This is a genomic window from Nocardioides sp. GCM10027114 (genome assembly GCF_042659625.1).
Classification (GTDB): domain Bacteria; phylum Actinomycetota; class Actinomycetes; order Propionibacteriales; family Nocardioidaceae; genus Nocardioides.
On sequence record NZ_JBHSSS010000026.1, the window covers coordinates 115,839 to 140,551 of the forward strand.

At 72.2% G+C, this 24,713-nt stretch carries 22 protein-coding genes; 5 read left to right on the forward strand and 17 right to left on the reverse strand.

What is annotated here, in order from left to right:
• The 6 genes from ACFP2E_RS14935 to ligD (ACFP2E_RS14960) form a co-directional block, all read right to left on the reverse strand.
• Window positions 1–597 (reverse strand): signal peptidase I, encoded by a 597-nt coding sequence (locus ACFP2E_RS14935; RefSeq protein ID WP_378523033.1) that lies wholly within the window; start codon window positions 595–597, stop codon window positions 1–3.
• Between the two features lie 106 nt (window positions 598–703).
• Entirely contained in the window at window positions 704–1,246 is a 543-nt protein-coding gene (locus ACFP2E_RS14940) for a hypothetical protein (protein WP_378523032.1), read from the reverse strand.
• Window positions 1,247–1,420: 174 nt separating this feature from the next.
• Window positions 1,421–2,161 (reverse strand): calcium-binding protein, encoded by a 741-nt coding sequence (locus tag ACFP2E_RS14945; protein ID WP_378523031.1) that lies wholly within the window; start codon window positions 2,159–2,161, stop codon window positions 1,421–1,423.
• Entirely contained in the window at window positions 2,142–3,047 is a 906-nt protein-coding gene (gene ligD, locus ACFP2E_RS14950; RefSeq protein ID WP_378523030.1) for a non-homologous end-joining DNA ligase, read from the reverse strand. The genes ACFP2E_RS14945 and ligD (ACFP2E_RS14950) overlap by 20 nt, the downstream gene beginning before the upstream one ends.
• 7 nt (window positions 3,048–3,054) lie before the next feature.
• Complete coding sequence (locus ACFP2E_RS14955) at window positions 3,055–3,783, reverse strand: L,D-transpeptidase family protein (RefSeq protein WP_378523029.1); 729 nt, start codon at window positions 3,781–3,783, stop codon at window positions 3,055–3,057.
• On the reverse strand, window positions 3,780–4,730 hold the full coding sequence (ligD, locus tag ACFP2E_RS14960; protein WP_378523027.1) for a non-homologous end-joining DNA ligase: 951 nt from the start codon (window positions 4,728–4,730) through the stop codon (window positions 3,780–3,782). Before ligD (ACFP2E_RS14960) ends, ACFP2E_RS14955 begins: the two co-directional genes overlap by 4 nt.
• Window positions 4,731–4,747: 17 nt before the next feature.
• On the opposite strand from ligD (ACFP2E_RS14960), the gene ACFP2E_RS14965 reads away from it, so the two are divergent.
• On the forward strand, window positions 4,748–5,689 hold the full coding sequence (locus tag ACFP2E_RS14965) for a Ku protein (RefSeq protein WP_378523026.1): 942 nt from the start codon (window positions 4,748–4,750) through the stop codon (window positions 5,687–5,689).
• A gap of 99 nt (window positions 5,690–5,788) precedes the next feature.
• Window positions 5,789–6,568 (forward strand): VOC family protein, encoded by a 780-nt coding sequence (locus tag ACFP2E_RS14970; protein WP_378523025.1) that lies wholly within the window; start codon window positions 5,789–5,791, stop codon window positions 6,566–6,568.
• A gap of 132 nt (window positions 6,569–6,700) precedes the next feature.
• Here ACFP2E_RS14970 and ACFP2E_RS14975 read toward each other — a convergent pair whose 3' ends face one another.
• The 7 genes from ACFP2E_RS14975 to ACFP2E_RS15005 all read right to left on the reverse strand — a co-directional run bounded on the left by ACFP2E_RS14975 (window position 6,701) and on the right by ACFP2E_RS15005 (window position 18,859).
• Window positions 6,701–7,876, reverse strand: coding sequence for a CaiB/BaiF CoA transferase family protein (locus tag ACFP2E_RS14975; protein WP_378523024.1), 1,176 nt, complete (start codon window positions 7,874–7,876; stop codon window positions 6,701–6,703).
• 183 nt (window positions 7,877–8,059) lie between these two features.
• Window positions 8,060–9,457, reverse strand: a complete 1,398-nt coding sequence (locus ACFP2E_RS14980; protein WP_378523023.1) for an MFS transporter — start codon at window positions 9,455–9,457, stop codon at window positions 8,060–8,062.
• Window positions 9,458–9,534: 77 nt separating this feature from the next.
• On the reverse strand, window positions 9,535–10,434 hold the full coding sequence (locus tag ACFP2E_RS14985) for an SDR family NAD(P)-dependent oxidoreductase (RefSeq protein WP_378539348.1): 900 nt from the start codon (window positions 10,432–10,434) through the stop codon (window positions 9,535–9,537).
• Window positions 10,435–10,436: 2 nt separating this feature from the next.
• Window positions 10,437–11,501, reverse strand: a complete 1,065-nt coding sequence (locus tag ACFP2E_RS14990; RefSeq protein WP_378523021.1) for an ABC transporter permease — start codon at window positions 11,499–11,501, stop codon at window positions 10,437–10,439.
• Window positions 11,498–12,397 (reverse strand): ABC transporter ATP-binding protein, encoded by a 900-nt coding sequence (locus tag ACFP2E_RS14995; RefSeq protein WP_378523020.1) that lies wholly within the window; start codon window positions 12,395–12,397, stop codon window positions 11,498–11,500. The genes ACFP2E_RS14990 and ACFP2E_RS14995 overlap by 4 nt, the downstream gene beginning before the upstream one ends.
• 35 nt (window positions 12,398–12,432) lie before the next feature.
• Window positions 12,433–13,830, reverse strand: coding sequence for an amidase (locus ACFP2E_RS15000; protein WP_378523019.1), 1,398 nt, complete (start codon window positions 13,828–13,830; stop codon window positions 12,433–12,435).
• 166 nt (window positions 13,831–13,996) lie between these two features.
• The gene (locus ACFP2E_RS15005) at window positions 13,997–18,859 is read right to left on the reverse strand and encodes an NAD-glutamate dehydrogenase (protein WP_378523017.1); all 4,863 of its coding nucleotides are present in this window, start codon (window positions 18,857–18,859) and stop codon (window positions 13,997–13,999) included.
• A 150-nt stretch (window positions 18,860–19,009) separates the two neighbouring features.
• Here ACFP2E_RS15005 and ACFP2E_RS15010 point away from each other — a divergent pair, with 150 nt between their 5' ends.
• Entirely contained in the window at window positions 19,010–19,492 is a 483-nt protein-coding gene (locus ACFP2E_RS15010; RefSeq protein WP_378523016.1) for a DUF2505 domain-containing protein, read from the forward strand.
• Here ACFP2E_RS15010 and ACFP2E_RS15015 read toward each other — a convergent pair.
• Window positions 19,477–19,758, reverse strand: a complete 282-nt coding sequence (locus tag ACFP2E_RS15015) for a hypothetical protein (protein WP_378523015.1) — start codon at window positions 19,756–19,758, stop codon at window positions 19,477–19,479. The two genes, ACFP2E_RS15010 and ACFP2E_RS15015, sit on opposite strands and share 16 nt — an antisense overlap.
• Window positions 19,759–19,889: 131 nt before the next feature.
• Here ACFP2E_RS15015 and ACFP2E_RS15020 point away from each other — a divergent pair, with 131 nt between their 5' ends.
• Window positions 19,890–20,036, forward strand: coding sequence for a hypothetical protein (locus tag ACFP2E_RS15020; RefSeq protein ID WP_378523014.1), 147 nt, complete (start codon window positions 19,890–19,892; stop codon window positions 20,034–20,036).
• Window positions 20,037–20,397: 361 nt separating this feature from the next.
• Here ACFP2E_RS15020 and pruA read toward each other — a convergent pair whose 3' ends face one another.
• The 3 genes from pruA to ACFP2E_RS15035 form a co-directional block, all read right to left on the reverse strand.
• The gene (gene pruA, locus ACFP2E_RS15025; protein ID WP_378523013.1) at window positions 20,398–22,026 is read right to left on the reverse strand and encodes an L-glutamate gamma-semialdehyde dehydrogenase; all 1,629 of its coding nucleotides are present in this window, start codon (window positions 22,024–22,026) and stop codon (window positions 20,398–20,400) included.
• A 108-nt stretch (window positions 22,027–22,134) separates the two neighbouring features.
• On the reverse strand, window positions 22,135–22,476 hold the full coding sequence (locus tag ACFP2E_RS15030) for a DUF6912 family protein (RefSeq protein WP_378523012.1): 342 nt from the start codon (window positions 22,474–22,476) through the stop codon (window positions 22,135–22,137).
• Entirely contained in the window at window positions 22,473–24,044 is a 1,572-nt protein-coding gene (locus ACFP2E_RS15035) for a wax ester/triacylglycerol synthase family O-acyltransferase (RefSeq protein ID WP_378523011.1), read from the reverse strand. Before ACFP2E_RS15035 ends, ACFP2E_RS15030 begins: the two co-directional genes overlap by 4 nt.
• A gap of 218 nt (window positions 24,045–24,262) precedes the next feature.
• On the opposite strand from ACFP2E_RS15035, the gene ACFP2E_RS15040 reads away from it, so the two are divergent.
• Complete coding sequence (locus ACFP2E_RS15040) at window positions 24,263–24,706, forward strand: hypothetical protein (RefSeq protein ID WP_378523010.1); 444 nt, start codon at window positions 24,263–24,265, stop codon at window positions 24,704–24,706.
• Window positions 24,707–24,713: the final 7 nt, after the last annotated feature.

Sequence of the window (24,713 nt, forward strand, 5' to 3'; positions counted from 1 at the left end):
CTACCCCTCGACGGCGGCCGTGGCTCGCGACGTCCGCGTCGTCCCGTTCTCGTCGTCGGCCCGCGACGGAGCCTCCGGCCGCCGGCGGAGTGCCCCCGCGGCCTGGCCCAGGCTGAGCAGCGCGATAAGACCGGCCGGAACGCCGACGACCAGGATCCGCAGCCGGCGGTCCTGCATAGCGAGCAGCGGGTAGCCGGCGTACGGGACGGCGAACCGCACCCTAGCCTGCATGGGCGCCTCCAGATGGAAGACCCACGGGTCCGGCTGCCCCACTGTGTCGCCCTTGGTCTGGAGCAGATCGCCCTTCATCCGGATGATCCGGTGCGTTACCAGCGTGTCGAGGCCAGACTCGGCCGGCGGCAGGTACGTGATTACGTCACCGACCCGTAGGTCGCCCAAGGGGACGACCTCGGAGAAGACCAGGGAACCCACCGACATCGAGCCGCCCATCGAGGTGCCGGTGATGACGTAGCGCTCCAGCCCTAGGGCGGTCGGCACGACGAGGCCCAGGGCGTAGAGGCCGGTGACGGCACAGAGGAGGTTGACGAGCCAGCCAGAGAGGTTGCGACGCCGCCGCGTCTCGGTCCTGATCTCCATTGCTCTCCCCTGTCGTGCCCTGATACTGGTCGTCCGCCCGGCCTAGTCGTGGCCGGGCGGACGACCGCCCCATGTCTCGTGCCTGAGCGCCGCCCGATGTGGCGACTCAGGACCAGATGTCGGTGAGCGAGTCCGCGGCACCCTCGGTCTGGTCGAAGTCGAACTCGACGCTGGCCGTCTTGCCCTGGTCCACGTTCGTGGACGTCGGGTCGAGCGCGACCGTGAAGCGGTACTTGTTCGTCTGGCCCTGGTCGAACGTCGCGTCTTCGACGTTGAGGGAGACCGCAGAGAGATCGCCGTTGAACAGCGTTACCCAAGTGCCGTCGTTGTCGTAGTCGGCCTCCACCTTGAGGGTCAGCATGGTCGGGGCGAAACCCGAAATTGCGTTGGCCGACACCAAGGTCAGCTTGGAGTCGATATCGCCGGTGTTGACCACGGTGACAGTGCCCTCGAGGCTGTCGCCGGGCTTGATGTTCGAGATGCCCAGCGTGGCGTTGTTCCGGTCGTTGCTGTGGGACAGCAGACCACCAGTAACGGAGACGTCGCTCTGGGTCTTGGCAGTCCAGGTGGCGCCCGAGCCGACGGCGACGGCGCCGGCGACCAGCGCGACAGTCAGCGGGACCAGCGCTTTGCGTGCGTTCTGAGTCATTGGAATCCCCCCACAGGATTGGTTGCTTGTCCTCTCGAAGTTATGAGCGGGGGATTCACGCTGGAGTGACGCGGGCTCCACGACCGTTCCACAAGTGGGTAACAACCCGCGTTGCGGCTCGACAACGGGTAACGGAGCGTCCTCAGACGCCCTCCGGACGACCCGTGGAGCAGGTCAGCCGAGGTTCTCGCAGTCCGCGAGACGGCCCCGCTCGACGCCGAGGCAGACGTCGCGGCCGCGGCTCGGGTACGCCGTGTCGACACCGCGCCCGCCACGGATGCGGTCGTCGTGCCACGAGCCGTGGACCGTGTCGCGGCCGCCGCGGGTGCGGGCGTCGACCGACATGAACCGGTCGGTGCGGACGACCTCCGGCGCGGCGGTGCCGACGAACCGCCACCGCCCCGGCGAGACCAGCGCCGTCACCTCGCGGAACGACCGGAACGGGAACGTCGTGCCGGTGTCGCCGAGCACGGCCCGTCCGGCCGCGAGGTCGACCAGGACGACGACGCGCAGCACCTCGCCCTCCCCGTCGCGCACGTCCCACCCGAAGGTGACCCCGTCGCGGCCTCGGCCGCCGTCGAGCCGTTGGGCGCCGCTGTTGACCACGACGTCGTGGAGGGAGTCGCGGCCGGCGCCGCCGCGCAGCACGTCCGCCCCGTCCCCGCCGCACAGCAGGTCGTCGCCGCCGCGGCCGCGGATCGTGTCGTCGCCGGCCAGGCCGGCGACGACGTCGCGCCCCGGGGTGCCGACCAGCAGGTCGTCGCCGTCGGTCCCGGTGATCGTCGCCGGCTCGCCCTCGCAGGTGGCCGCGCCGCCCGCGGTGGCCGGCGTCGTCGGCGTGCCGCCGAGCAGGGCCGCGGCCAGGAACGAGGCGAGCAGCAGTGACGCCACGCGCTCACGGCTGGAAGAGGTCACCGTGCTCCTCCACCCGCTCGAGTACGGCCTCGAAGCGCAGTTGCTCCAGCGCCAGCGGGTCCTCCTCCGCCGCCGCCACCTCCTGCCAGGTCACCGGCGCGGCGACGGTGGGCACCTCGCGGCCGCGCAGGGAGTACGGCGAGACGGTGGTCTTGGAGCCGGCGTTCTGCGACCAGTCGAGGAAGACCTTGCCGGGTCGCTTCGCCTTCGTCATCGAGGCGGTCACCAGGTCACGGTGCTCGCGCTGCAGCTCCTCGGCAACCTCTTTCGCCAGGGCGGTGGTGCCCTCGGGGTTGAGCCGGCCCGGCAGCCCCGACAGACCGGCGTACAGGTGCAGGCCCTTGCTGCCGCTCAGCACCGGGCTGCAGTCGAGGTCGCGCTCGGCGAGCTTCTCGTGCACGAGCAGCGCCACCGCGGCGCACTCCGGAAGTCCGGCGGGCTCCCCCGGGTCGAGGTCGATGACCAGCCGGTCGGGGTTGCGGGGCTGCCCGTTGCGGCCGACCGTCCACTGGTGGACGTGGAGCTCGAGCGCGGCGAGGTTGGCCAGCCAGGTGAGGGTGGCGAGGTCGTCGACGATCGGGAACACGAGGTGGTCGCCGTTGCGGGAGCCGCCGCGGCTGCCGCTGGTCGGCACCTTGGCGGTGCGCACCCACGACGGGGTGCCGGCGGGGACGTTCTTCTCGAAGAAGCTGTCCTGCTCGACGCCGTGCGGCCAGCGGATCCGGGTGACGCAGCGGTCGCGCAGGTGCGGCAGCATCACCGGCGCCACCCGGGCGTAGTAGTTGAGCACCTCGCCCTTGGTGGTTCCGGTGCGCGGGTAGAGCACCTTGTCGAGGTTGCTGATGCGCAGGGTGCGGCCCTCGACGTCGACGTGGACCTCACTCATGGCCGGCTCACCGGCCGATGGCGATCACGGGCGCCTGCCGCTGGTCGAGCCGGTTCAGCGCCCTGAGCAGGAACCACCGCGGCGCGCTCACGCAGCCGGCGGTGGCGCCGGAGCCGTTGACGTGCAGGAAGATCGCGCCGCCGCGGTGCCGGACCTGGCCCCAGTTGAACTTCGTGACGACGCTGAACTCGTACTGGACGGGGTAGTCCTTCAGCCGCTCGGACGCGTCAGGGTGGCCGGGCCCCAGCCGCCAGCGGAAGCCGCCCTCGCTGCGGTGCCGGTAGCGGTTGTAGTGCTTCGACTGGTTGTCGAGCACCCAGTAGTCCCCCTTGCGGACCTTGCGGTAGCTCGGGTCGAACCCCTCGCGCTCGCGCCCCATGCCGAAGGCGAACGGCAGCCGGAACGTGCCGAGCGGGGTCTTGCCCGACCCCTGCACCCGCTCGCGGCGGGCGACCAGGCCGCCGTACCCGATCCGGCCGTTGGTGGCCTGGAACCGCTTGACCCACCGCCCGTCCCGCTTCGCCCAGAACGCGACGCGCGCCGCGTGGCCGCCGGTGTGGTTGACGGTGACGACCTGCCGGGTGCGCTTCTTCAGCTCCACGCGGACCCCGTCGAGGGTCACGGAGCGGCTGCGCTCCTTCGCGGCCGCGCTGACAGGGACGGCGGTGACGGTGTGCGCGTGGGCGGGGACGAGCAGCGACCCCACGAGGAGGAGTGTCAGCAGCAGCAGCCTCATGTCAGGTCCTCGGGTCCGAGATCGGTGCGCAGGCCACGGTACGACGGCTGGCGGAGGCGCTGCTGCGTCGACAGGCCGAGGGCCTCGACGTCCACGACCAGCACCGGCTCGACCCAGTGGGACCCGGTCGCGTCCACCCGGGGCACCTCGTCGGTGAACGGGCTGGAGCCGCGGGCCAGCGGCTCGAGCGCCTCGCGCAGCTGCGGCCCCACCTTGCCCGCGATGCCGCTGCCGACCCGGCCCCGGTAGACGAGCCCGTCCGGGGTCGGCTCCCCCACCAGCAGCGCCCCCACCCGCCCGGTCGAGCCGGTCTCGGGCCGCCAGCCGCCGACGACGTAGGACCGGCGGGGTCGGTGCGGGAACTTCAGCCAGTGCCGGCTGCGCGCGCCCGGCTCGTAGCGGCTGTCGAGGCGCTTGCTGACGATCCCCTCGAGACCCTGCTCGCGGGTGGCCTCGAGGAGCATGGCGCCGTCGTCGTAGGTGCCGGGCACCTGCCAGGTGCCGGCGAGGGTGCCGTCGGCGACGAGCTCCTCGAGCAGCCGTCGGCGCTCGCGCAGCGGTCGCCTGGTGAGGTCCTCCCCGTCGAGCCGCAGCAGGTCGAAGACCATGAACGTCGCCGGCACCGCCCGCGACTTGGCCTCGGCGGTGGCGGCACGGCGTACGTGCATCCGGTCCTGCAGCACGCCGAAGTCGGGGACGCCCCGGTCGTTGAGCGCGATGACCTCGCCGTCCACGAGCAGGTCGCGCTGCGGCGTGGAGGCGACGAGCTCGGGCCAGGCGACGGTCGCATCGTTCTCGTTGCGGGTCTCCAGCCGGATGGTCCGGTCGCGGCCGTCGGGGCCCTCCGTCACGTCGGCCAGCAGCCGGATGCCGTCCCACTTCACCTCGTGGACCCAGCCGCCGCCGGCGGGGACGTGGTCGCCACGGGTGGCGAGCATGGGACGCATGAGGCCATGCTTACCCTATGCGAGCGATCTGGAAGGGCGCCGTCTCCTTCGGGCTGGTCAGCGTGCCGGTGAAGCTGTACTCCGCGACCGAGTCCCACGACGTCTCCTTCCGGCAGGTGCACGCCAAGGACGGCGGCCGGATCAAGTACCAGCGGGTCTGCTCGATCGACGGCGAGGAGGTCGCCTACGCCGACATCGCCAAGGGCTACGAGACCGAGGACGGCGAGATGGTCGTCCTCACCGACGAGGACCTGGCCGACCTGCCGGTGACGTCGAGCCGCGAGATCGCCGTCGAGAAGTTCGTGCCGAGCGACCAGATCGACCCGATGCTCTTCGAGAAGTCCTACTACCTCGAGCCGGAGAAGTCGGGCGCGAAGCCCTACGCGCTGCTGCGGCAGGCGCTGCTCGACGCCGACCGGATGGCCGTGGTCACCGTCGCGCTGCGGCAGCGCACCACCGTGGCCGTGCTGCGCGTGCGCGACGACGTCATCGTGCTGCAGACGATGATGTGGCCCGACGAGATCCGCACCCCCGACTTCCAGGTCGAGGCCGGCGAGGTCAAGGACGCCGAGGTCAGGATGGCCCAGATGCTCGTCGAGACCCTCGCCGGCGACTTCGACGCCTCGGAGTTCGAGGACGACTACGCCGAGGCCGTGCAGGCCGTGGTGAGGGCGAAGATCGAGGGCGGCGAGGTCCAGCGGACCCCGACCTCGACCAAGACCTCGGGCGAGGTCGTCGACCTGCTGGCCGCGCTGCAGCGCTCCGTCGACGCCGCGAAGACGGCGCGCGGGGAGGCGCCCTCGGGTGAGGACGAGGAGAAGCCCGCGAAGAAGGCCGCAGCCCGCAAGACCGCGAAGAAGGCCCCAGCCAAGAAGGCTGCCGCCAAGAAGACCGCCAAGAAGTCGGCGGCGAAGAAGACCACCGCCAAGAAGACCGCAGCGAAGCGCAAGGCGAGCTGACCCCGCCGATGAGTTCTCGGCGGGTGCCGAGTCGGTACGGGCATGACGACCACACCTTCAGCCCAGAGCGCCACCCCGCCCACCACTGAGGAGACGACCGTGCCCGACACCCGCCCGACGTACGCCCCGGGTGAGCCCGCCTGGGTCGAGCTGTTCACCACCGACGTCGAGGGGGCGCGCCGGTTCTACGGCGACCTGTTCGGCTGGACCTCCGAGGCCGCCGGCGAGGAGTACGGCGGCTACGTGACCTTCGAGCGGGACGGGGCGCCCGTGGCCGGCTGCATGCACAACGACGGCTCGATGGGACCGGAGACCTGGTCGGTCTACCTCGCCAGCGACGACGTGACGGCAACCGCAGAGCGGGCCCGCGAGCACGGCGGCCAGGTCGTCGTCGAGCCGATGCAGGTCGGCGAGATGGGGCACATGGCCTTCCTCGTCGACCCGGCCGGCGCCGGCATCGGCGTGTGGCAGGCCGGGCAGCACACCGGGATGGGCGCCTTGGGCGCGCCGGGCACGCCGGCGTGGTTCGAGACGCTGTCCACCGACTACCGCGCGTCGACGACGTTCTACCGCGACGTGTTCGGCTGGGACCTGCACGTGGAGAGCGACAGCGACGAGTTCCGCTACAGCACGCTCGGCCAGGGCGAGCAGGCCAGGGCCGGGATCATGGACGCGTCCGCGTTCGCCGGCCCCGAGGGCTCGTCGTGGCGCTTCTACGTCGCGGTCGAAGACGCCGACGCGGCCGTGTCCCGGGTCGAGGAGCTCGGTGGCGCGACCGTCCACTCCGCCGAGGACACGCCGTACGGCCGGGTCGCCGTCGTGGCCGACCCGGCCGGGGTCCGGTTCAGCCTGCTGGGCCCGGCCCGCGGCGACGGGTGAGCGCCCGCCCGTCCCGGGCAGTTGTGCGCAACCGCGGGTCCGGAGGCTGCTCCGACCTGCGGTTGCGCACGCGGGTCACACGAATCCCCGGATAGCCGGGGATCGCGACGCGGGGCGGCCCCGCGCCAGGGCTCAGCCCTCGCCCTCCCCCAGCCAGGACCGGATCTGCTCGGCGTGCTGGTCGAGCAGCGGCGGCGCGGCGTGGTCGCGGCGGGTCACCTCGGTGCCGTCGACGTCGAAGAACCGCAGCGGCGGCCCGGGCACCGTGATCGTGCCGAGCGTGGCGTGGTCGAGGTCGAGCAGCAGGCCCTGGCTGGCGGTCTGGTCCCAGCCGTAGACCTCGTCGAGCGTGCGCACCTTGCCCGCGGGGATGCCGATCTCGGCGAGCCGGGCGAGCAGCGGCTCGGCGTCCCAGTCGGCGAAGGCCGCCTCGACGACCTCGATGACCCGCGGCCGGTCGGCGACCCGCTCGGCGTTCGTGGCGAGGCCGGGGGCACCGGGGTCGAGCCCGAATCCCTCGCAGAACTTGCGCCACAGCCCTTCGCTGCCGAGCGCGATCTGCACCGAGCCGTCGCGGCAGTGGAAGAGGCCGTACGGCGCGATCGACGGGTGGTGGTTGCCCTGTGCCCGGCCGACCTCGCCGGCGACCGTCCACCGGGTGCCCTGGAAGGCGTGGACGCCGACGACCGCGGCGAGCAGCGAGGTCCGCACGACGGTGCCGCGGCCGGTGCGGTTGCGCTCGTGCAGCGCGGCGAGGACGCCGTAGGCGCCGTACATGCCGGAGAGCAGGTCGGCGATCGGCACGCCGACCCGCTGCGGGTCCTCGGGGCCCGAGCCGGTGAGCGACATCAGGCCGGCCTCGCCCTGCGCGATCTGGTCGTAGCCGGCGCGGCCGCCCTCGGGGCCGTCGTGGCCGAAGCCGGTGATCGAGAGGACGACCAGCCGCGGGTTGCGCTCCTGCAGCGCGGCGATGCCGAGGCCGAGCCGCTCCAGCACGCCGGTGCGGAAGTTCTCGACCAGCACGTCGGCGCGGTCGACCAGGTCGAGCAGCACCTTCCGGTCCGCGTCGTCCTTGAGGTCGAGCGCGATCGACTCCTTGTTGCGGTTGGTCGACAGGAAGTACGTCGACTGCCGCTCGTCGGCGTCGCCGACGAACGGCGGCCCCCAGCCGCGGGTGTCGTCGCCGGTGCCCGGGGCCTCGACCTTGACCACCCGGGCGCCGAGGTCGCCCAGCATCTGGGTGGCATGCGGCCCGGCGAGCGCGCGGGACAGGTCGACGACGAGGACGTCCTCGAGCGGCCCGCTCATCGCGCCACCGCCGCGGCTCGGTCCTGCTGCTGGCTGGTCCGGCTCGTCACGTCCTGGGTCCTCCCTCTGCGGTCAGTCCCGCCGCGCGTCCGGGCGGGCCCCCGGAGCCATCCTGTCGGACGTGACGACGGCCACGTCGCCGGGCCCCTCCTCCGGCCCCACGTCCGGCCCCCGGCCGACCTGTCAGCCGGGTCGGACCGCCGTCTCCGACGGCTCCGGCACCGCCCCGGGAGGCAGGGCCGCACCGACGACCGGCTGCTCGTCGTCGATCAGCGACGGCGGACCGACGGCCAGCCCCTCCTCGGGGTCGGGGGTGGCGGCGCGGGCCGCGGCCAGCACGTCCGCGGGCACGTGCCGGTCGAGGAACCGCTGCGCCATGCGCGTGGACGGGTGCGCCGCGATCGTGGCGACCACGATGATGCCCGCGATCACGAGCCAGCCGCCGGCCCCCCAGCTCATCGCCAGGAACGTGTAGACGGCCGGCGCCCAGACCCGGCCGAGCGTTCCGCTCAGCTCGGCCGCACCCTGGTAGGCGCCGCGCTGGCGGGGGTCCATCAGCTCCGCCTCGAAGGACCAGCTCGCCGCCGACAGGTACAGCTCGGCGCCGGTCACCGTGACATGGCCGAGCCACACCAGCGCGATCGTCAGCCAGCCGACGGTGTCGTGGGTGGCGAGGGTGATCAGGCAGGAGACCACGAAGAACACCGAGGACACCCGCAGCGCCCGCAGCGCCGTGGTCACGTCCCGGACGCCGCGGGCCGCGGCCATCGGCAGGAAGATGCACATCACCGTGTTGGTCGCGAACAGGATCGCGACCAACACCCTGGGGGCGTCGGTCTCCTGGACGAGCCACAGCGGGATGACGAGGTGGAGCAGCACCTGGTTGGTCCACAGCACGCCGCTGAGGAACGAGGTGAGCAGCCAGCCCGGGTTGCGCAGCGGACCCGGCCCCGGCACCTTCACCTTGCGCTCCTCGGCGGTCCGGTCGTCGTGCGGGGCGCGCGGCAGCCGGCCGATGGCCACGGCGTTGACGAGGAACACCAGCGCGGTGAACCAGGGCAGCGCGTGGAGCACGTCGTTCGACTCGAACGCCAGCGCGATGCCGCCCAGCAGCGCGCCGAGGGTGAAGCCCACGTTGAGCGCGGAGTACATGTAGGCGCGGGACTGCACCCGCTCGTCCGGGGGCAGCACGTCGATCGTGTAGGCGCCGTGCGCCGCTCCGCCGAGCGCGCCCACGACCTCCATGGCCACCGCCATCAGCAGGTAGCCCCGGAAGTCGTCGATGAAGGGCCAGACGGAGAACATCGCGGCCTGCCCGACCGCGCTGACCGCCCACATCCGCTTCGGTCCGAACCGGTCGACCAGCTTGCCCATCGGCACGGCCACGAGGAAGGCGGCGATGCCGGCGACGGTCAGGCCCAGGCCCACCTCGGCCGCCGAGAGCCCGACGATCTGGGTGAAGAACACCGCCGACCCGGTCATGAAGGTGCCGTCGCCGAGGGCGAACAGCAGGGACTGGACCGAGAGGCGGCCGGCCAGCGGCGACGGTGGCCGGACCTGGCGCAGGAGGAGGGCGAGCACCGGCCGGATTCTTCCGCCCCGGACGTGCGGTGTCGTGCGAGTTTCGCGTGAGTCAGCCCACGGTCGAGCGGTTCCGGTCAGGTCCTGTCCGAGGATCTCGCAGAGGCGCCTGCGTTGCGGGCCCTGGCGGAGTCCGGCGAGGCCCGGTGCAAGCGGTTCATCAGCGCGTCGCTGAGCCGGGGCGCCAGCAGGTTGAGCACCTCCCCTGCCCGGCCGGCGAGGGTGTCGACGGTGACCGGCCGGTCCTCGAGGGCGCGGAGCACCTTCTGCGCCGCCTGCTCGGGCGTGAGCTGTCGCCGGTCCTCGACGTTGCCGGTCGGCACCACCATGGCGGTGCGCACCAGCGCGAAGCGCATGTTGGTGAAGGTGACGTTGTCGTCGTACGCCTCCCGGCCCGCGATCCGAGACCAGGTGTCGAGGGCGGTCTTGGAGGCGATGTACGCCGCGAACTTGGGCGCCTTCATCTGCACGCCCCACGTCACGACGTTGACGACGTGCCCGAACCGTTGCGCCCGCATCGCCGGCAGCAGCCCCATCGTCAGCCGGACGGGGGCGAAGTAGTTGACCGCCATGGTCCGCTCGAAGTCGTGGAACCGGTCGTGCGTCAGCGCCAGCGACCGGCGGATCGAGCGGCCGGCGTTGTTGACGAGGTAGTCGACGCCGCCGTGCTCGGCCAGCAGTCGCGCGACCAGTGTGTCGACGGCGTCGCCGTCGGCCAGGTCGCAGGGGTACGCCGCGGCGCGGCCGCCGCCGTCGGCGACCGCGCGGCGCACCCGGTCGAGCTCGTCGGCCCGCCGGGCGACGAGCAGCACGTGCGCGCCCGCGCCGGCGACGGCGTACGCGGTGGCCTCGCCGATGCCGGAGGAGGCGCCGGTGACCAGCACCCGCCGGCCGGCGAGCGGACTGGGCCGGCCGCGGCTCAGACGGCGGCGCAACCTGGCCAGGCGAGCGCGGGGCGTCTGGAGCAGCAGGCCCACGGTCAGCTCGTCTCCCACCGGAAGAGACGGGCGGCCACGAGCGTCACCGCGACCGCGAAGGCGGCCAGGATCGCCATCGGCCACAGCGCCGCCGCGGCGCCCTGGCCGCGCACCATGACGTCGAGCATCCCGTCGTTGAGGTGGCGCAGCGGCAGCGCCAGCGAGACCGTCTGCAGCCACCCCGGCGCCCCGTCGAGCGGGAAGAACGACCCGCTGAGGAACGCCATCGGCAGCACCATGAAGTTGGCGGCGTTGACCGCCCCCTCGGTGGTGGTGGTGATCGCTCCCGCCAGCAGCCCGAGCGCCATGAAGCAGAGCGTCCCGACCACCAGCAGCGGCACCGCCATCCACCACGACCCGGCGAGCGTGAGTCCGAAGGCGCCCGCGCCCAGGCCGACGAAGATCGCCATCTGCACGAGCGCGATGGCGATCGTCACCGTCACCCGCGCGCCCACGACGGTGCGGGTGGACACGGGTGCGAGCTGCAGCCGGCGCAGCAGCTTGCTCTGCCGCCAGCCCTGCAGGGTGGCCGCGGCGCCGAAGGCCGCGCTCATGGCGACCGCCCACCCGAGCAGCCCTGGGGTGACGAACTGGATGGTCTCCAGCGACTCGTCCTCGACGCGCTCGGTGACGAGCTCGAAGCGCGGCGGCTCGCCGCTCAGCGCGACGTTGGTGCCGTCGACGAAGGCGCGCAAGGCGCCCTGGGTGACGGCGGCCCGGACCTGGTCCGTCTGGGTGTAATGGGCGACCAGCGTGTCGCCGGCCATCCGGATCGCGACGTCGGCGTCGCCGTCGCGCACCTGCCGCAGCGCGTCGTCGAGGTCGTCGGACGTGGTCACCGCGAAGGTCTGGTCGAACGCCTCACGCGCCTGGGGCGGCATCTCGTCGAGCAGCGCGACGTCGCCGACGGCGATCAGGTCCACCTGCGACTGCGTGCGGTCCGCGAAGATGCCGCCGAAGAGCACCAGGAACATCAGCGGGAAGATCACCGCGAAGAAGACCGAGCTCTTGTCGCGGAGGAACCCGCGCAGGATCGCCAGCGACAGCGCGCCGAAGGGCGTGCTCATGCGCGGTACTCCCGTCCGGTCAGGTCGAGGAAGACGTCCTCGAGGGTGGCGGTGTGGACCCGCACGCCGTCGAGGTGGTCGAGCTCGGCAAGCCGGGCGACGACCACGGCGGGCTCGTGGGTGGTGAGCACGAGGCCGTCGGCGCTCTCGCTCACCGAGCTCACGCCCGCCAGCGACCGGCCCTCGTCCGCACCGAGCTGGCCGGGGGCGACCACGATGCGGGCCGGCGCGGCCAGCCCGCGCACGAGCGCGGCGGGCGAGTCGAGCCGGAGCACCCGGCCGTGGTCCATGATCGCGACCCGGTCGCAGAGGGCCTCGGCCTCGTCCATGTAGTGGGTGGTGAGGACGACGGTGCGACCGGAGTCGTTGAGCCCGGAGAGCAGGTCCCAGAGGTTGCGGCGCGCCTGCGGGTCGAGCGACGCGGTCGGCTCGTCGAGGAACACCACCTCCGGCTCGTGCACCAGCGCGCAGGCGATCGAGAGGCGCTGGCTCTGGCCCCCGGACAGGTCCTCGACTCGCGTGCCGGCCTTGTCGACCAGACCGACCCGCTCCAGCCACTCGTCGGCCGTCGCCAGCGGGACGCCGTACAGGGCGGCGAAGGTGTGGATCTGCTCGCGGGCGGTGAGCCGCTCGAAGAACGACGAGGCCTGCAGCTGGACGCCGATGCGCGGCAGCAGTCGCTGGTTCCGGGGCCAGGCGCGCTGGCCCAGGACGGTCGCCGTCCCCGCGACCGGCTTGCGGAGCCCCTCGATCATCTCGAGCAGCGTGGTCTTCCCGGCGCCGTTGGGTCCGAGCACGCCGAAGAACTCACCCTCCGCGACGCTGAAGGTCACGGCGTCCACCGCGCGCAGGTCTCCGTAGACCATGGTGAGGCCCTCGACCTCGATCGCCGCCATGTCAGGCAGGCTATCGGCCTTGCCGGGGGGCCGGCTCAGCCCTCGGGAGCCAGCAGCGGCCAGGGCCGCGCCTGCTCGATCTGCGCCGACAGGCTCAGCAGCGTGGGCTCGGCGTCGGGCCGCCCGACCAGCTGGACCGCCGTCGGCAGGCCGTCGGGGCCGGTGCCGCACGGGACCGACGCCGCGGGGTTGCCCGCGACGTTCCACAGCGCGACGTAGCTGATCGCCGGCATCGACACCAGCGACGACATGACCGTGCCGCGGCCGCCGAGGACGCCCACCGCCGGCGGCCGGTTGGCCATGGTCGGCGTGAGCAGCACGTCGACGTCGTCGAAGACGCGGTTGGCCTTCTCGGCGACCTTCTCACCCTGCGCCATCGCCCAGTCGACGACCTTCGGCGTCACCCAGGTGCCCATCCGGTAGGTCTGGCGGGTTCGCCGCTCCAGCCGGTCGTAGTGCTCCACCGCGTCGGCCTCGGTGCGGACGCCGGCGAAGAACTGCGGCACGAACGCCAGGGTCGGGTCCGGGTAGCGTGGGTCGACCTCGCGGACGTCGTGGCCGAGATCCGACAGCAGCCGGACGGTGTCCTGGAGGACCTGGACGTTGATCGGGTCGGGCCGGACGCCGAGCGTCACCGGCTTGGCCGACCAGCCGATACGGAGCCGGCCGGGCTCGCGGCGGGCGGCCTCGACGAACGAGCCGGCCTCCCCGGCCCGCCACCGGTCGACATCGGTGTGGCCGCGGACGACGTCGTACACGAGGGCGCTGTCGAGCACGCTGCGGGTGAGCGGCCCTGCGACGCCGAGCGCCCACCACAGGTGCGGGTGCGGCGCGGTGGTGACGCGACCGCGCTGCGGCTTGAGGCCGAACAGCCCGCAGCAGGCGCTGGGGATGCGGATCGAGCCGCCGCCGTCGCCGCCCATGCCGGCGGGCACCATGCCGGCGGAAACCGCGACGGCAGTGCCACCGCTGGAGCCGCCGGGGCTGCGGCTCGGGTCCCACGGGTTACGGGTGACGCCGCGCGAGACCGACTCCGTGTAGGGGAAGGAGCCGAACTCCGGCATCGTCGTCTTGCCGATGATGACCGCGCCGGCGTCGCGGAGGCGGCGTACGACCTCGGCGTCGGCGGCGACCGGTGTCTCGTTGGCCTCGCCGCCGAAGGTCGTCACCGTGCCGGCGACGTCGATCTCCTCCTTGACGGCGACCGGTACGCCGTGCAGCGGGCCGGGCTGCTCCCCCGCCGCCAGTGCCCGGTCGCGCTCGTCGGCCTCGGCGCGGGCGCGGTCGGCGAGCACCCTGGAGAAGGCGTTGAGGGGCGGGTCGGTGGCCGCGATCCGGTCGAGCGCGGCGTCGACCACGGCGCGCGCCGTGACCTCCCCGCTGGTGGTCAGTCGGGCGGTCTCGGCCACTCCGGCGGCGCGCAGGTCGGTCATGGCCCGGCAGCGTAGCGGCGTACGACGCGACCCCGTGCGGCGTCTGGGTCGCCACAGCCGCCACACGGGCCCCACCGCTCGGCCACTGTGGTCACTTCTCGGGCACTCCACTGGCCGAGGAGCGAGGCGATCCCCGGATATCCGGGGATCGCCACGGCCCCGCGCCTCAGCCGCTGGAAAGCAGCCCGCGCACCACCCGGAGCCCGACGGACATCCGGGCGAGGTCGGCGGTCTCGTCGGCGCAGATCTCCTCGAGGGTGCCGGCGGCGCGGCTGACGAGGACGCTGTCGGAGTCCTCCCAGGCGGCGATCCGCGCGGGCACCGAGTCGTCGGCCGAGGTCGCGACCATGACCTGCGCGGTCAGCTGGCCGTGCACGGTGTTGAGGTCGTCGCGCACCGCGCCGCGGGCCATCGTCTGCCAGCGGTCGGCCCGCGGCAGCGCCTGGATCCGCGACGCCAGCAGCGGCAGTCCGAGCCGCTCGCCGAGCGCGAAGTGGATCCGGGCGACCTCGGCCGGGTCGACCTCCTCGCGGCCGGCGATCTCCACGATCCCCAGCAGGGAGTACGCCGGCTCGAGGCCGGCCACGCGGGTCGCGAGCTCCTCGGGGACGCCCTGGTCGACGTACTTGTCGCGGCGCTCGTGGAAGGCCTGCAGCTCGCGGCCGGTCATCAGGTCGGGCAGCTGCGCCATGACCTCCTGCACCGGCTCGCGGAAGAACTCGACGGTGCCCTGCGAGTCGAGCGGGGGCCGCCGGTTGTTCACGAGCCAGCGCGAGGCGCGCTCGACGAGGGTGCGCATCTCGGTGCGCATCCGGGTCTGGACGGCGGCGTCGAGCTTGTTGTCCCAGGACTTCAGCTCGTCGCGCAGCTCCAGCGACCCGAAGATCTCCCGGGCCACGAAGTTGGCGCGGGTGAGCTCGGCGGCCGAGGAGCTGGTCTCGCCGGACAGCCGCGGCCAGAAGGTGATGCCGGCGCCGTTGACCAGGTCGTTGACCACCTGGGTCACGATGATCTCGCGGCGCAGCGGGTGCTCGGCGATCTGCCCTTCGAAGCCCTCCTTCACCGGCGTCGGGAAGTAGACCATCAGGTCGTGGTGGAGGTACGGGTCGTCGGGCAGGTCGGAGTCGAGCAGCTCGTCGGCGAGGACGATCTTGGTCCACGACATCAGCACCGACAGCTCCGGCGTGGTGAGCCCCTCGCCGCGGTCGAGCCTGGCGCGCACCTCCTTGCTCGACGGCAGCGCCTCGAGCTCGCGATTGACCACGCCCCGCTTCTCGAGCTGCTTGATCCAGTCCTCGTGGACGTGGAGCAGTGACGGCGCGAAGGCGCTGGCGTTGGCGAGCGCGAGGTTCTGCTCGTAGTTGTCGCGCAGCACCAGCTCGGCCACCTCATCGGTCATGTCGGCGAGGAGCTTGTTGCGCTGCTTCTCGGTGAGGTCGCCGTCGGCGACCACCCGGTCGAGCAGGATCTTGATGTTGACCTCGTGGTCGGACGTGTCGACCCCGGCCGAGTTGTCGATGAAGTCGGTGTTGATCCGGCCGCCGTTGGCGGCGTACTCGATGCGGCCGAGCTGGGTGAGGCCGAGGTTGCCGCCCTCGCCGACGCACTTGGCGCGCAGCTCGCGGCCGTCGATGCGGATCGGGTCGTTGGCCTTGTCGCCGGCGTCGGCGTTGGACTCGCTCGACGCCTTGACGTAGGTGCCGATGCCGCCGTTCCACAGCAGGTCGACGGGCGCCTGGAGGATCGCCTTCATCAGCTCCGCCGGCGTCATCGCCTTGACCTCGGCGTCGATTCCCAGCGCCCGGCGGACCGCGTCGTTGAGCGGGATCGACTTCAGCGAGCGTGAGTAGACGCCGCCGCCCTCCGAGATGAGCGAGGTGTCGTAGTCCTGCCAGCTCGACCGCGCCATCTCGAACAGCCGCTTGCGCTCGGCGTACGACGTCGCCGCGTCGGGGTCGGGGTCGAGGAAGATGTCGCGGTGGTCGAAGGCGGCCACGAGCCGGATGTGCTCGGAGCAGAGCATGCCGTTGCCGAACACGTCGCCCGACATGTCGCCGATGCCGACCGCGGTGAAGTCCTCGGTCTGGCAGTCGATGCCCCGCTCGCGGAAGTGGCGCTGGACGGAGACCCAGGCGCCGCGGGCGGTGATGCCCATTGCCTTGTGGTCGTAGCCGACCGAGCCGCCGCTGGCGAACGCGTCGCCGAGCCAGAAGCCGTAGTCCTTGGCCACGCCGTTGGCGATGTCGGAGAACGTCGCCGTGCCCTTGTCGGCGGCCACCACGAGGTAGGCGTCGTCGCCGTCGTGGCGCACCACCTTCTCCGGCGGGACGGTCTTGCCCTCGACGAGGTTGTCGGTGATGTCGAGCAGGCCGGAGATGAACGTCTTGTAGCAGGCGACGCCCTCGGCCATCCACGCGTCGCGGTCGCTCGGGTCGGGCAGCTGCTTGCAGAAGAACCCGCCCTTGGCGCCGACCGGCACGATCACGGTGTTCTTCACCATCTGCGCCTTGACCAGGCCGAGCACCTCGGTGCGGAAGTCGTCGCGGCGGTCGGACCAGCGCAGGCCGCCCCGGGCCACCTGGCCGAAGCGCAGGTGGACGCCCTCGACACGCGGCGAGTAGACGAAGATCTCGAAGCGCGGCCGCGGCTCAGGCAGGTCCGGGATCGCCGACGGCTCGAGCTTGAACGAGATGTAGGGGTGGTGCCCCCCGTCCCCGGCCGGCTGGAAGTAGTTGGTGCGCAGCGTGGCGCGGATGTGGGTGAGGTAGGAGCGCAGGATGCGGTCCTGGTCGAGGCTGGCGACCTCGTCGAGCGCCTGCTCGAGCCGGTGCTCGACCTGCTCCACCCGCGCGGTGCGGGCCTCCTCCTGGGCGCCGAGCCCGTTGCGGCCCGGCTCGAAGCGGGCCTCGAAGAGCTGCACCAGCATCCGGGTGATCTCGACGTTGTTGCGTAGCGCGTCCTCGATGTAGTCGAGGGCGAACGGCGAGTTCCCCTGCCGCATGTACTTCGCGTAGGCGCGCAGGACGGTCGCCTGCCGCCAGGTCAGGCCGGCGGCGAGGACGAGCGCGTTGAAGCCGTCGATCTCGTTGAAGCCGTCCCAGACCGCACGCAGCGCGTCCTGGAACAGGTCGCGGCCGAGCGCCGGCACCTCGTGGGCGTAGCGCAGCCCGAACTCGTAGATGAACGTCGGACGGCCGAGCCCCTCGAGCTCGTAGGGCCGCTCGTCGACGACCTCGACCCCCATCGACGACAGCATCGGCAGGATCTCGGACAGCGAGAGCGGCGAGCCGATCCGGAACACCTTGAGCCGGGCCTCGCCGCGGCCGGCGTCCATCTGCTCGTAGAGCGACAGGTCGATGCCGCCGTCGCCGAGCGACTCGAGCCGGCCGAGGTCGAACGAGCCGGTCGCCGGCTGGAAGTCCTCCTTGTAGGCCTCCGGCCAGGAGTCGATGTAGCGCCGGGCCAGCCGCGCACCCTGCTCCTCGCCGTACTCGCTCATCACCGCGGAGGTGAAGTCGTCGCGCCACGACCGCGACGCGTCGGCCAGCCGGCGCTCGAGGTCGGCGGTGTCGACGTCGGCGAGCGGCTCGCCCTTCGGCGGGTGCACCACGAAGTGGACGTTGGCGGTCGCGGACTCACCGACCCGGGCGCTGAACTCCACCGACTCGCCGTGGAGGTGCTCCTTGAGGATCGCGGAGAACCGCTCCCGGACGGTGGTGTTGTAGCGGTCGCGCGGCAGGTAGACCAGGACGGAGACGTAGCGCTCGTAGGTGTCGCGGCGCAGGAACATCCGGACCTGGCGGCGCTCCCGCGCGTGCATGACCGCCTCGGCGGTGGTCGCGAGCACGTCCACCGGCGTGTGGAACAGCTCGTCGCGCGGGTAGGTCTCGAGGGTGTCCATCAGCGCCTTGCCGGCGTGGCTGCGGTGGTCGAACCCGCTGCGGCGGAGCACCTCGGCGGACTTCTCCCGCAGCAGCGGGATCCGGGCCACCGACTCGGTGTAGGCGGCGCTGGAGAAGAGCCCGAGGAAGCGCCGCTCCCCCACGACCTCGCCGTTCTCGTCGAACGTCTTGACGCCGACGTAGTCGAGGTACGCCGGGCGGTGCACGGTCGCCCGCGAGTTCGCCTTCGCCAGCACCAGCAGCGTCTTCTCGCGCGCCTTGGCCTTCACCGCCGCCGGCAGCTTGCCGAACGACGGCGACATGTCCTGGTCGGCCCGCAGGATGCCGAGGCCGGTGCCGGGGATGGCCCGCAGCAGCTCGTCGTCGCCCTCGGTCTCGAGGCGGTACTCGCGGTAGCCGAGGAAGGTGAAGTGGTCGGTGGCCAGCCAGCGCAGCAGGTCGCGGCCCTGCTCGACCTCGTAGTCGGGGACCGGGAGGTCGGCCGACTCCAGCTCGTCGACGATGGCCAGCGCCTGGGCCTGCATCTTCTCCCAGTCCTCGACGGACTCGCGGACGTCGCGCAGCACCCGCTGCAGCGACTCCTCGATCTCCGCGGCCTCCTCGTCGTCGCCGACGCGGGAGATCTCGATGTGCATCCAGGACTCGCGCAGCGTGTCCTCGGCCGGCTCGACCGAGCCGTCGGCGACCGGCATCACGTCCTGCAGCTCGCCGGTGATGTCGCGGCGTACGTCGAACTGCGGGTGCACCACGATGTGCACGTCGCGGAGCTGCCGGGTGAGCTCCATCGTCAGCGAGTCGACCAGGAACGGCATGTCGTCGGTGACGACCTCGACGACCGAGTGGCCCGACGCCGACCAGCCGTGCTCGCTGATGTTGGGCGTGAGGACCCGCACGTTGGCGGTGCCCTGCGGGCGGTTGCCGGCGAGCTTGTAGTGGGAGGCCAGCGTCCCGTAGAGGTCGATGTCGCTGCGGTCGGTGACGTCCTCCGGCGCGACGTGCCGGTAGTAGGCCTTCAGCAGGGTGCCGACGCTGTCATGCGGAGGCCCGCCGGTCCCCTTCCTGCCCTTGGCCACGTCGATGGCCTTCTCCAGCAGGTCCGACTTCTCCCTGTCCAACGTCGTCGACACACCCCGACCCTAGGACCCGGCCTGTGACGGGCACAACACGGGTGGCGGCGTGCCGTCGGGGCGGCTGCAGCGTTCGGGATGATGACCCGCCGGCACCCGCCGGGACGTCCCCCGAAGGCCTGGCGGCCGACGACCTGAGAGGCTCACGACATGGCGAAGCGACTGGTCCACGAGCTCACCTACGACGCCCCGATGACGGAGGTCGCGCAGATGCTGGCCGACCCCGCCTTCCGCGAGGAGGTCTGCGAGTACCAGGGCGTGCTGCGGGCGCTGGTGAGCATCGACCCCACCGACAGCGGCATGGAGGTCACCATCGACCAGGTGCAGGCCGCCGACGGCATCCCGTCGTTCGCCCGCAAGTTCGTCGGCGACGAGATCAACATCGTCCAGCAGGAGAGCTGGAGCACCGCCGCCGAGGCCGACATCACCGTGACCATCCCGGGCAAGCCGGGCGACATGTCCGGGACCGCGCGGCTGGCGGAGTCCGGTGGTGTCACCACCGAGACCGTGGACCTCACCATCAAGGTCAACATCCCGCTCGTCGGCGGCAAGATCGAAGGGCTGGTCTCCGACCTGCTCCTCAAGGCGCTGCGCGCGGAGAACGAGGTCGGCCGCCGCTACCTGTCGCGCTGACCGTCCCGCGCCTCGTCGCGGGCGGCCTCGTCGCGGGCGGCCTGGTCGCGGGCGGCCTGGTCGCGGGCGGCCTGGTCGCGGGCGGCCTCGTCGCGGGCGGCCTCGTCGCGGGCGGCCTCGTCGCGGGCGGCCTCGTCGCGGGCCTCGTGACGCCTGCGAACCAGGACCACGATCCCCAGCACCACGAACGGGCCGAACGCGAGGAGCCAGGTCAGCAGCTGCTCGACCGGGTGCAGCGCACCCATGTGCTGGGGAAGGAGGACCACCCCTCCATTGTCCCCGGGGGTGGTGGTCTGGACCTGCACCGGGCACGACGTGACGAGCGCCACGGCTCCTCGTTGCGGAGGCGATGCGGGGGCACCAAGGACCCCCGCGCGCTCTCGGAAAGGTCCTTCACATGAAGCGTCTGCTCACCGTCGTCACCCTCACCGCGGCCGCCACGCTGCTCGCCACGCCGGCCCAGGCGAACCCCACCGTCTGCGCGACCTGGAACGTCAGCATCAACGGCGAGGCCCAGTCCGGGAGCCAGTGCCTCCCCGCCTGACCAGAGAACCCGGCGCTGACCCGCCCGAGACTTTCGGGCGGGTCAGCGCTCTGTTTCGGGGCGGGTCAGCGCCCTTCGACAGTCGGGCTGGACGCTGCACCGTGCCGGAACGGGAAGACCCACCTGAACGCCGACAGTCCCGGCCGACGGCACCAGCAGTCGTCCGAGCACCCGCAGCGGGTGACGCCCGCGACCTCCAGGCCCTTCGTCACCAGGGCAGCGAGCAGGTAGGCCCCCACGAGGGATCCGACCACGCGACGCACCTCTCCACCGTAGCCCCGTCCCCTCCTCGGGGCAGGGCACGAGACGACGCTGACCCGCCCGAAACCTTCGGGCGGGTCAGCGATCAGTTTCGGGCGGGTCAGCCCATGTACGGGTAGCGGTAGTCCTTCGGCGGGACGAAGGTCTCCTTGATGGACCGCGGCGAGGTCCAGCGCAGCAGGTTGACCGGCGCGCCGGCCTTGTCGTTGGTGCCGGAGGCGCGGCCGCCGCCGAACGGCTGCTGGCCGACCACGGCGCCCGTGGGCTTGTCGTTGATGTAGAAGTTGCCGGCCGCGAACCGCAGCGTCTTGCGGGCCCAGGCGATGACGCCCCGGTCCTGCGCGATGATCGCGCCGGTCAGCGCGTAGGGCGCGAACGACTCCATCTGGTGGACGACCTTCTCGAAGTCGCCGTCCTCGTAGACGTGGACGGCGAGGATCGGGCCGAAGTACTCGGTCGCGAACATCTCGTCGGTGGGGTCGGCGATCTCCACGATGGTGGGCCGCACGAAGTAGCCCTCGGAGTCGTCGACCGTGCCGCCGGCGATGACCTCGATCCCGGAGTGCTCGTGGGCGCGGGTGATCGCGGCCTGGTGCTTGGCGAACGCCCGGTTGTCGATGACGGCACCCATGAAGTTGGAGAAGTCGGTGACCTCGCCCATCTTGATGCCCTCGGTCTCGGCGACGAGCCGGTCCTTGATGCGGTTCCAGGTCGAGCGGGCGACGTAGGCGCGCGACGCGGCGGAGCACTTCTGGCCCTGGAACTCGAAGGCGCCGCGGATCATCGCGGTGACCAGAACGTCGTCGTCGGCCGACGGGTGGGCGACGATGAAGTCCTTGCCGCCGGTCTCACCCACGATGCGCGGGTAGGAGCGGTAGTTCTGGATGTTGTTGCCGACCTCGCGCCACAGGTGCTGGAAGGTCGGGGTCGAGCCGGTGAAGTGGATGCCCGCGAGGTCGGGGTGCGCGAGCGCCACCTCGGACACCTCGAGACCGTCACCCGGCAGCATGTTGATGACGCCCGGCGGCATGCCGGCCTCCTCGAGCAGCTGCATCGTGAGGTGAGCGGCGAGCTGCTGCGTCGGCGACGGCTTCCAGATCACGGTGTTGCCCATCAGCGCCGGCGCCGTGGGCAGGTTGCCGGCGATGGCGGTGAAGTTGAACGGCGTGATCGCGTAGACGAAGCCCTCGAGCGGGCGGTGGTCGGTGCGGTTCCAGATCCCCGGGCTGTTCGCGATCGGCTGGTCGGTGAGGATCTGCTTGGCGTAGTGGACGTTGAACCGCCAGAAGTCGATGAGCTCGCAGGCGGAGTCGATCTCGGCCTGGAACGCCGTCTTCGACTGACCCAGCATCGTCGCGGCGTTGAGCTTCTGCCGCCACGGGCCGGCGAGCAGGTCCGCGGCCTTGAGGATCACGGCGCACCGCTCGTCGAACGGCATCGCGCGCCAGGCCGGCGCCGCCTCCTGAGCCGCCTCGATCGCGTGCTTGGCGTCGGTCTGGCTGGAGTTCTTCATCGTGCCCAGCACGTGGGAGTGCTTGTGGGGCTGGACGACCTTGATCTCCTGGCCGCCGCCGGTGCGCCACTCGCCACCGATGTAGGCCTGCAGGTCGTGCTGCTCAGCCGCGAGCCGGTCGAGCTCGGCGGTGAGGGTCTCGCGCTCCGGGGTCCCGGGCGCGTACGTCAGGTTCGGCTCGTTGACCGGAGCCGGCGGGAAGGTGATCGCGTCCATGCGGCCGAGGGTAACCACCGGCGGGGGCTACCCACGAGTCGGTGAGGCTCCCGGGACAGCTGAGGACAGCTCGGCGGTGCTGCGCGGGGAACTGGTGGCAGCTCGCGGTCAGGGCAGCAGGTCGCCGAGCTCCTGGGTGGCGTACCACCCCAGGTCGTCGTCCTCGTCGGCGTCGTCCCGGTCGTCGACGTGGACCGCGAGCACGTCGCGCAGCGCCACGGTGTCGGGGACCGCGGACTCGCCAGCGACCTCGGTCACCACGACGACCCGGCGGCCGGGACCGTCGAGCAGCTGCCGCGACGCCTCGGCGGCCTGCATGAGGGCGGCGTACTCGCCCTCCTCGGTGTCGTCGGGGGCGAGCACCGCGTCGTCGGGCACCGGCACGTGCCCGCCGGACAGGTGGCCGGCGAGCGCCGGGAGGGTGGTCGGGAGGTACAGCCGCAGGCTCACGTCTCCTCCCCCGGCTTCTTCGGAGCGGACTTCTTCGCGGTCTTCTTCGCAGGCCGCGTGGCGTCCGTCGTCTTCGCACCCGTCTTCTTCGCGCCGGTGGACTTCTTGCCCGCCGGCTTCCTCGGGGACTTCCGCGCGGGCGCGCCCCGACGACCGCGGGGCGCGCGGGGACGGGTCGCGCTGGCGGAGTCGACGAGCTCGTCGAGCGCCTCGGTCAGGCACTGCCCCAGCACGTCGGCGTCCGGCACGAGGTCGCGGTCGGCGGTGATGCCGTAGAAGACCCGGCCGTCGTACGACGTCACGCCGATCGCCAGCGCGTTCCCCGGGTGGAGCGGGTGGACCGGGTAGGTCTCGACCATCCGGGCGCCGTCGGCGTAGAGCGGCGACTGCGGGCCGGGGACGTTGGTGACCGCGAGCTGCATGCCTCGGCGCAGCTCGTCCGACGCGACCCGCGAGCCGATCGCGTGGAAGGTCGCCGGGGCGAAGCCGGCGATCCCGGCCAGCCGGTTGGCGGCCACGGCACGGCCGGTCTCCTTGTGTGCCTGGAAGGAGTAGGAGACCTGGTGCAGCCGGACGACGGGGCTCGGCTCCCCGATGGGCAGCCGGACGTTGTGGGCGGCGATCTGGGTGCCGAGCGAGGTCGCCTCGAGCTCCTCGTCGATGACCGAGACCGGAACGACCGCCTTGATCTGGCGCAGCCCGCCGAGCGACTCGCCACGCGAGAGCAGCCAGCCGCGCAGGGCGCCGGCCACGGTGGCGAGGATGACGTCGTTGACGGTGCCGCCGTGCTCGTCGCGGATGCGGCGGTAGTCGGCGAGGTCGGTGCTCACGGCCACGAAGCGCCGCTGCTGGGACAGCTGGCCGGCGATCGGCGACTCGCGCGGCGGACGCCGGTTGGCGAGAGCGTTCGCGAGCGAGCCGGCCCGGCTCGCGGTGGCGTCGGCGGCCCGGACCGCGGCGGCCACCTTGCTGCGCGCGGTGTCCGCGACTGTGGTGGGCCGTCGGACGGAGTCGCGGACCGCGTCGAGCAGCAGCCCGGCCGCGGTGGGCACCCGCGGCGGATGCCACTCGTCGCCGCCGAGCGGCGACCGGTCGGCGTCCATGTCGAGGAGCACCTGTCCCAGGTCGACGGTGTCGACGCCGTCGACGAGCGCCTGGTGCGACTTCGACAGCACCGCGACCCGGCCGTCGGCCAGGCCCTCGATGAAGTAGACCTCCCAGAGCGGGCGACTGCGGTCGAGCGGCCGGGAGATGATCCGGGCGACCAGCTCGCGGAGCTGCTCGAGGTTGCCCGGGCGCGGCACCGCGGAGCGGCGGACGTGGAAGCCGAGGTCGAAGTGGGGGTCGTCGACCCACACCGGGTTGGCCAGCCGGCCGGGCACGGTCTGCACCCGCTGGCGGTAGCGCGGCACGAACGCGATGCGGTCCTCGATCAGCGCGACGAGGTCCTGGTGGTCGAAGCCGCCCTCACCGGGCTCGAAGACCTCGACGGTCGCGTTGTGCATCGGGGTGGACGGACTCTCCTCCCCCAGGAACCACAGGTCCCGTGGCCGGAGCCGCTTCCCCATCGTCGCGTCCACCTCTCACGTCGTGCCGCCGTCAGTCTCGGTCGTCAGTCGTCCGTCGTGCGCGGGGTCGCCGTGCGGACCGTGGTCGCAGTCACGGGTAGCGCCCCCGAGGGCGGGGCGGGTGGCGCCCGCCTTGCCCCTGCGTGGGATTCTGGCAGAGGCTGACGTCCGCAGGGACGCCCGTACCAGCAGCAAGCAGCGAAAGGGGTCGCGCCGCCATGCGCCGAGCCACCACCGTCCTGTCGCTCCTCCTCGCCCTGGGCCTCACGGCCTCGTGCGGCGGGGACGAGACCGTGGGGGCAGACGACCCCACCGGCACTCCGAGTGCGACCGTCGAGGACTCCCCCACCGAGGAGTCGTCGGAGCCCGCGAAGAAGGAGACGGACGAGCCGGAGGACGAGATGACCTCCATCGACGTCACCGTCTCGGACGGCACGATCAGCCCGAGCGGCGAGCGGGTCGAGGTCGCCGCGGGCGAGGAGATCGAGTTCGTGGTCAAGGCGGACCAGCCCGGCGAGCTCCACGTCCACTCCTTCCCCGAGCAGACTCTCGCCTACGGCAACGGCACCACCAACCTCCGGCTCACGATCGACGAGCCCGGTGTCGTCGAGGTGGAGGACCACGACCTCGGCCTGGTCGTCGTCCAGCTCGAGGTCCGGTAACCGCCGA

Bases quoted from the DNA above. Each gene is read 5' to 3' on its own strand.
- ligD (WP_378523027.1), bottom strand. From the start codon at position 4,730: ATGCGTCCCATGCTCGCCACCCGTGGCGACCACGTCCCCGCCGGCGGC.
- ACFP2E_RS14990 (WP_378523021.1), bottom strand. From the start codon at position 11,501: ATGAGCACGCCCTTCGGCGCGCTGTCGCTGGCGATCCTGCGCGGGTTC.
- pruA (WP_378523013.1), bottom strand. From the start codon at position 22,026: ATGGACGCGATCACCTTCCCGCCGGCTCCGGTCAACGAGCCGAACCTG.
- ACFP2E_RS15000 (WP_378523019.1), bottom strand. From the start codon at position 13,830: ATGACCGACCTGCGCGCCGCCGGAGTGGCCGAGACCGCCCGACTGACC.
- ACFP2E_RS14940 (WP_378523032.1), bottom strand. From the start codon at position 1,246: ATGACTCAGAACGCACGCAAAGCGCTGGTCCCGCTGACTGTCGCGCTG.
- ACFP2E_RS15010 (WP_378523016.1), top strand. From the start codon at position 19,010: ATGGCGAAGCGACTGGTCCACGAGCTCACCTACGACGCCCCGATGACG.
- ACFP2E_RS15035 (WP_378523011.1), bottom strand. From the start codon at position 24,044: ATGGGGAAGCGGCTCCGGCCACGGGACCTGTGGTTCCTGGGGGAGGAG.
- ACFP2E_RS15020 (WP_378523014.1), top strand. From the start codon at position 19,890: ATGAAGCGTCTGCTCACCGTCGTCACCCTCACCGCGGCCGCCACGCTG.
- ACFP2E_RS14995 (WP_378523020.1), bottom strand. From the start codon at position 12,397: ATGGCGGCGATCGAGGTCGAGGGCCTCACCATGGTCTACGGAGACCTG.
- ligD (WP_378523030.1), bottom strand. From the start codon at position 3,047: ATGAGTGAGGTCCACGTCGACGTCGAGGGCCGCACCCTGCGCATCAGC.
- ACFP2E_RS14965 (WP_378523026.1), top strand. From the start codon at position 4,748: ATGCGAGCGATCTGGAAGGGCGCCGTCTCCTTCGGGCTGGTCAGCGTG.
- ACFP2E_RS14935 (WP_378523033.1), bottom strand. From the start codon at position 597: ATGGAGATCAGGACCGAGACGCGGCGGCGTCGCAACCTCTCTGGCTGG.
- ACFP2E_RS14975 (WP_378523024.1), bottom strand. From the start codon at position 7,876: ATGAGCGGGCCGCTCGAGGACGTCCTCGTCGTCGACCTGTCCCGCGCG.
- ACFP2E_RS15040 (WP_378523010.1), top strand. From the start codon at position 24,263: ATGCGCCGAGCCACCACCGTCCTGTCGCTCCTCCTCGCCCTGGGCCTC.
- ACFP2E_RS14955 (WP_378523029.1), bottom strand. From the start codon at position 3,783: ATGAGGCTGCTGCTGCTGACACTCCTCCTCGTGGGGTCGCTGCTCGTC.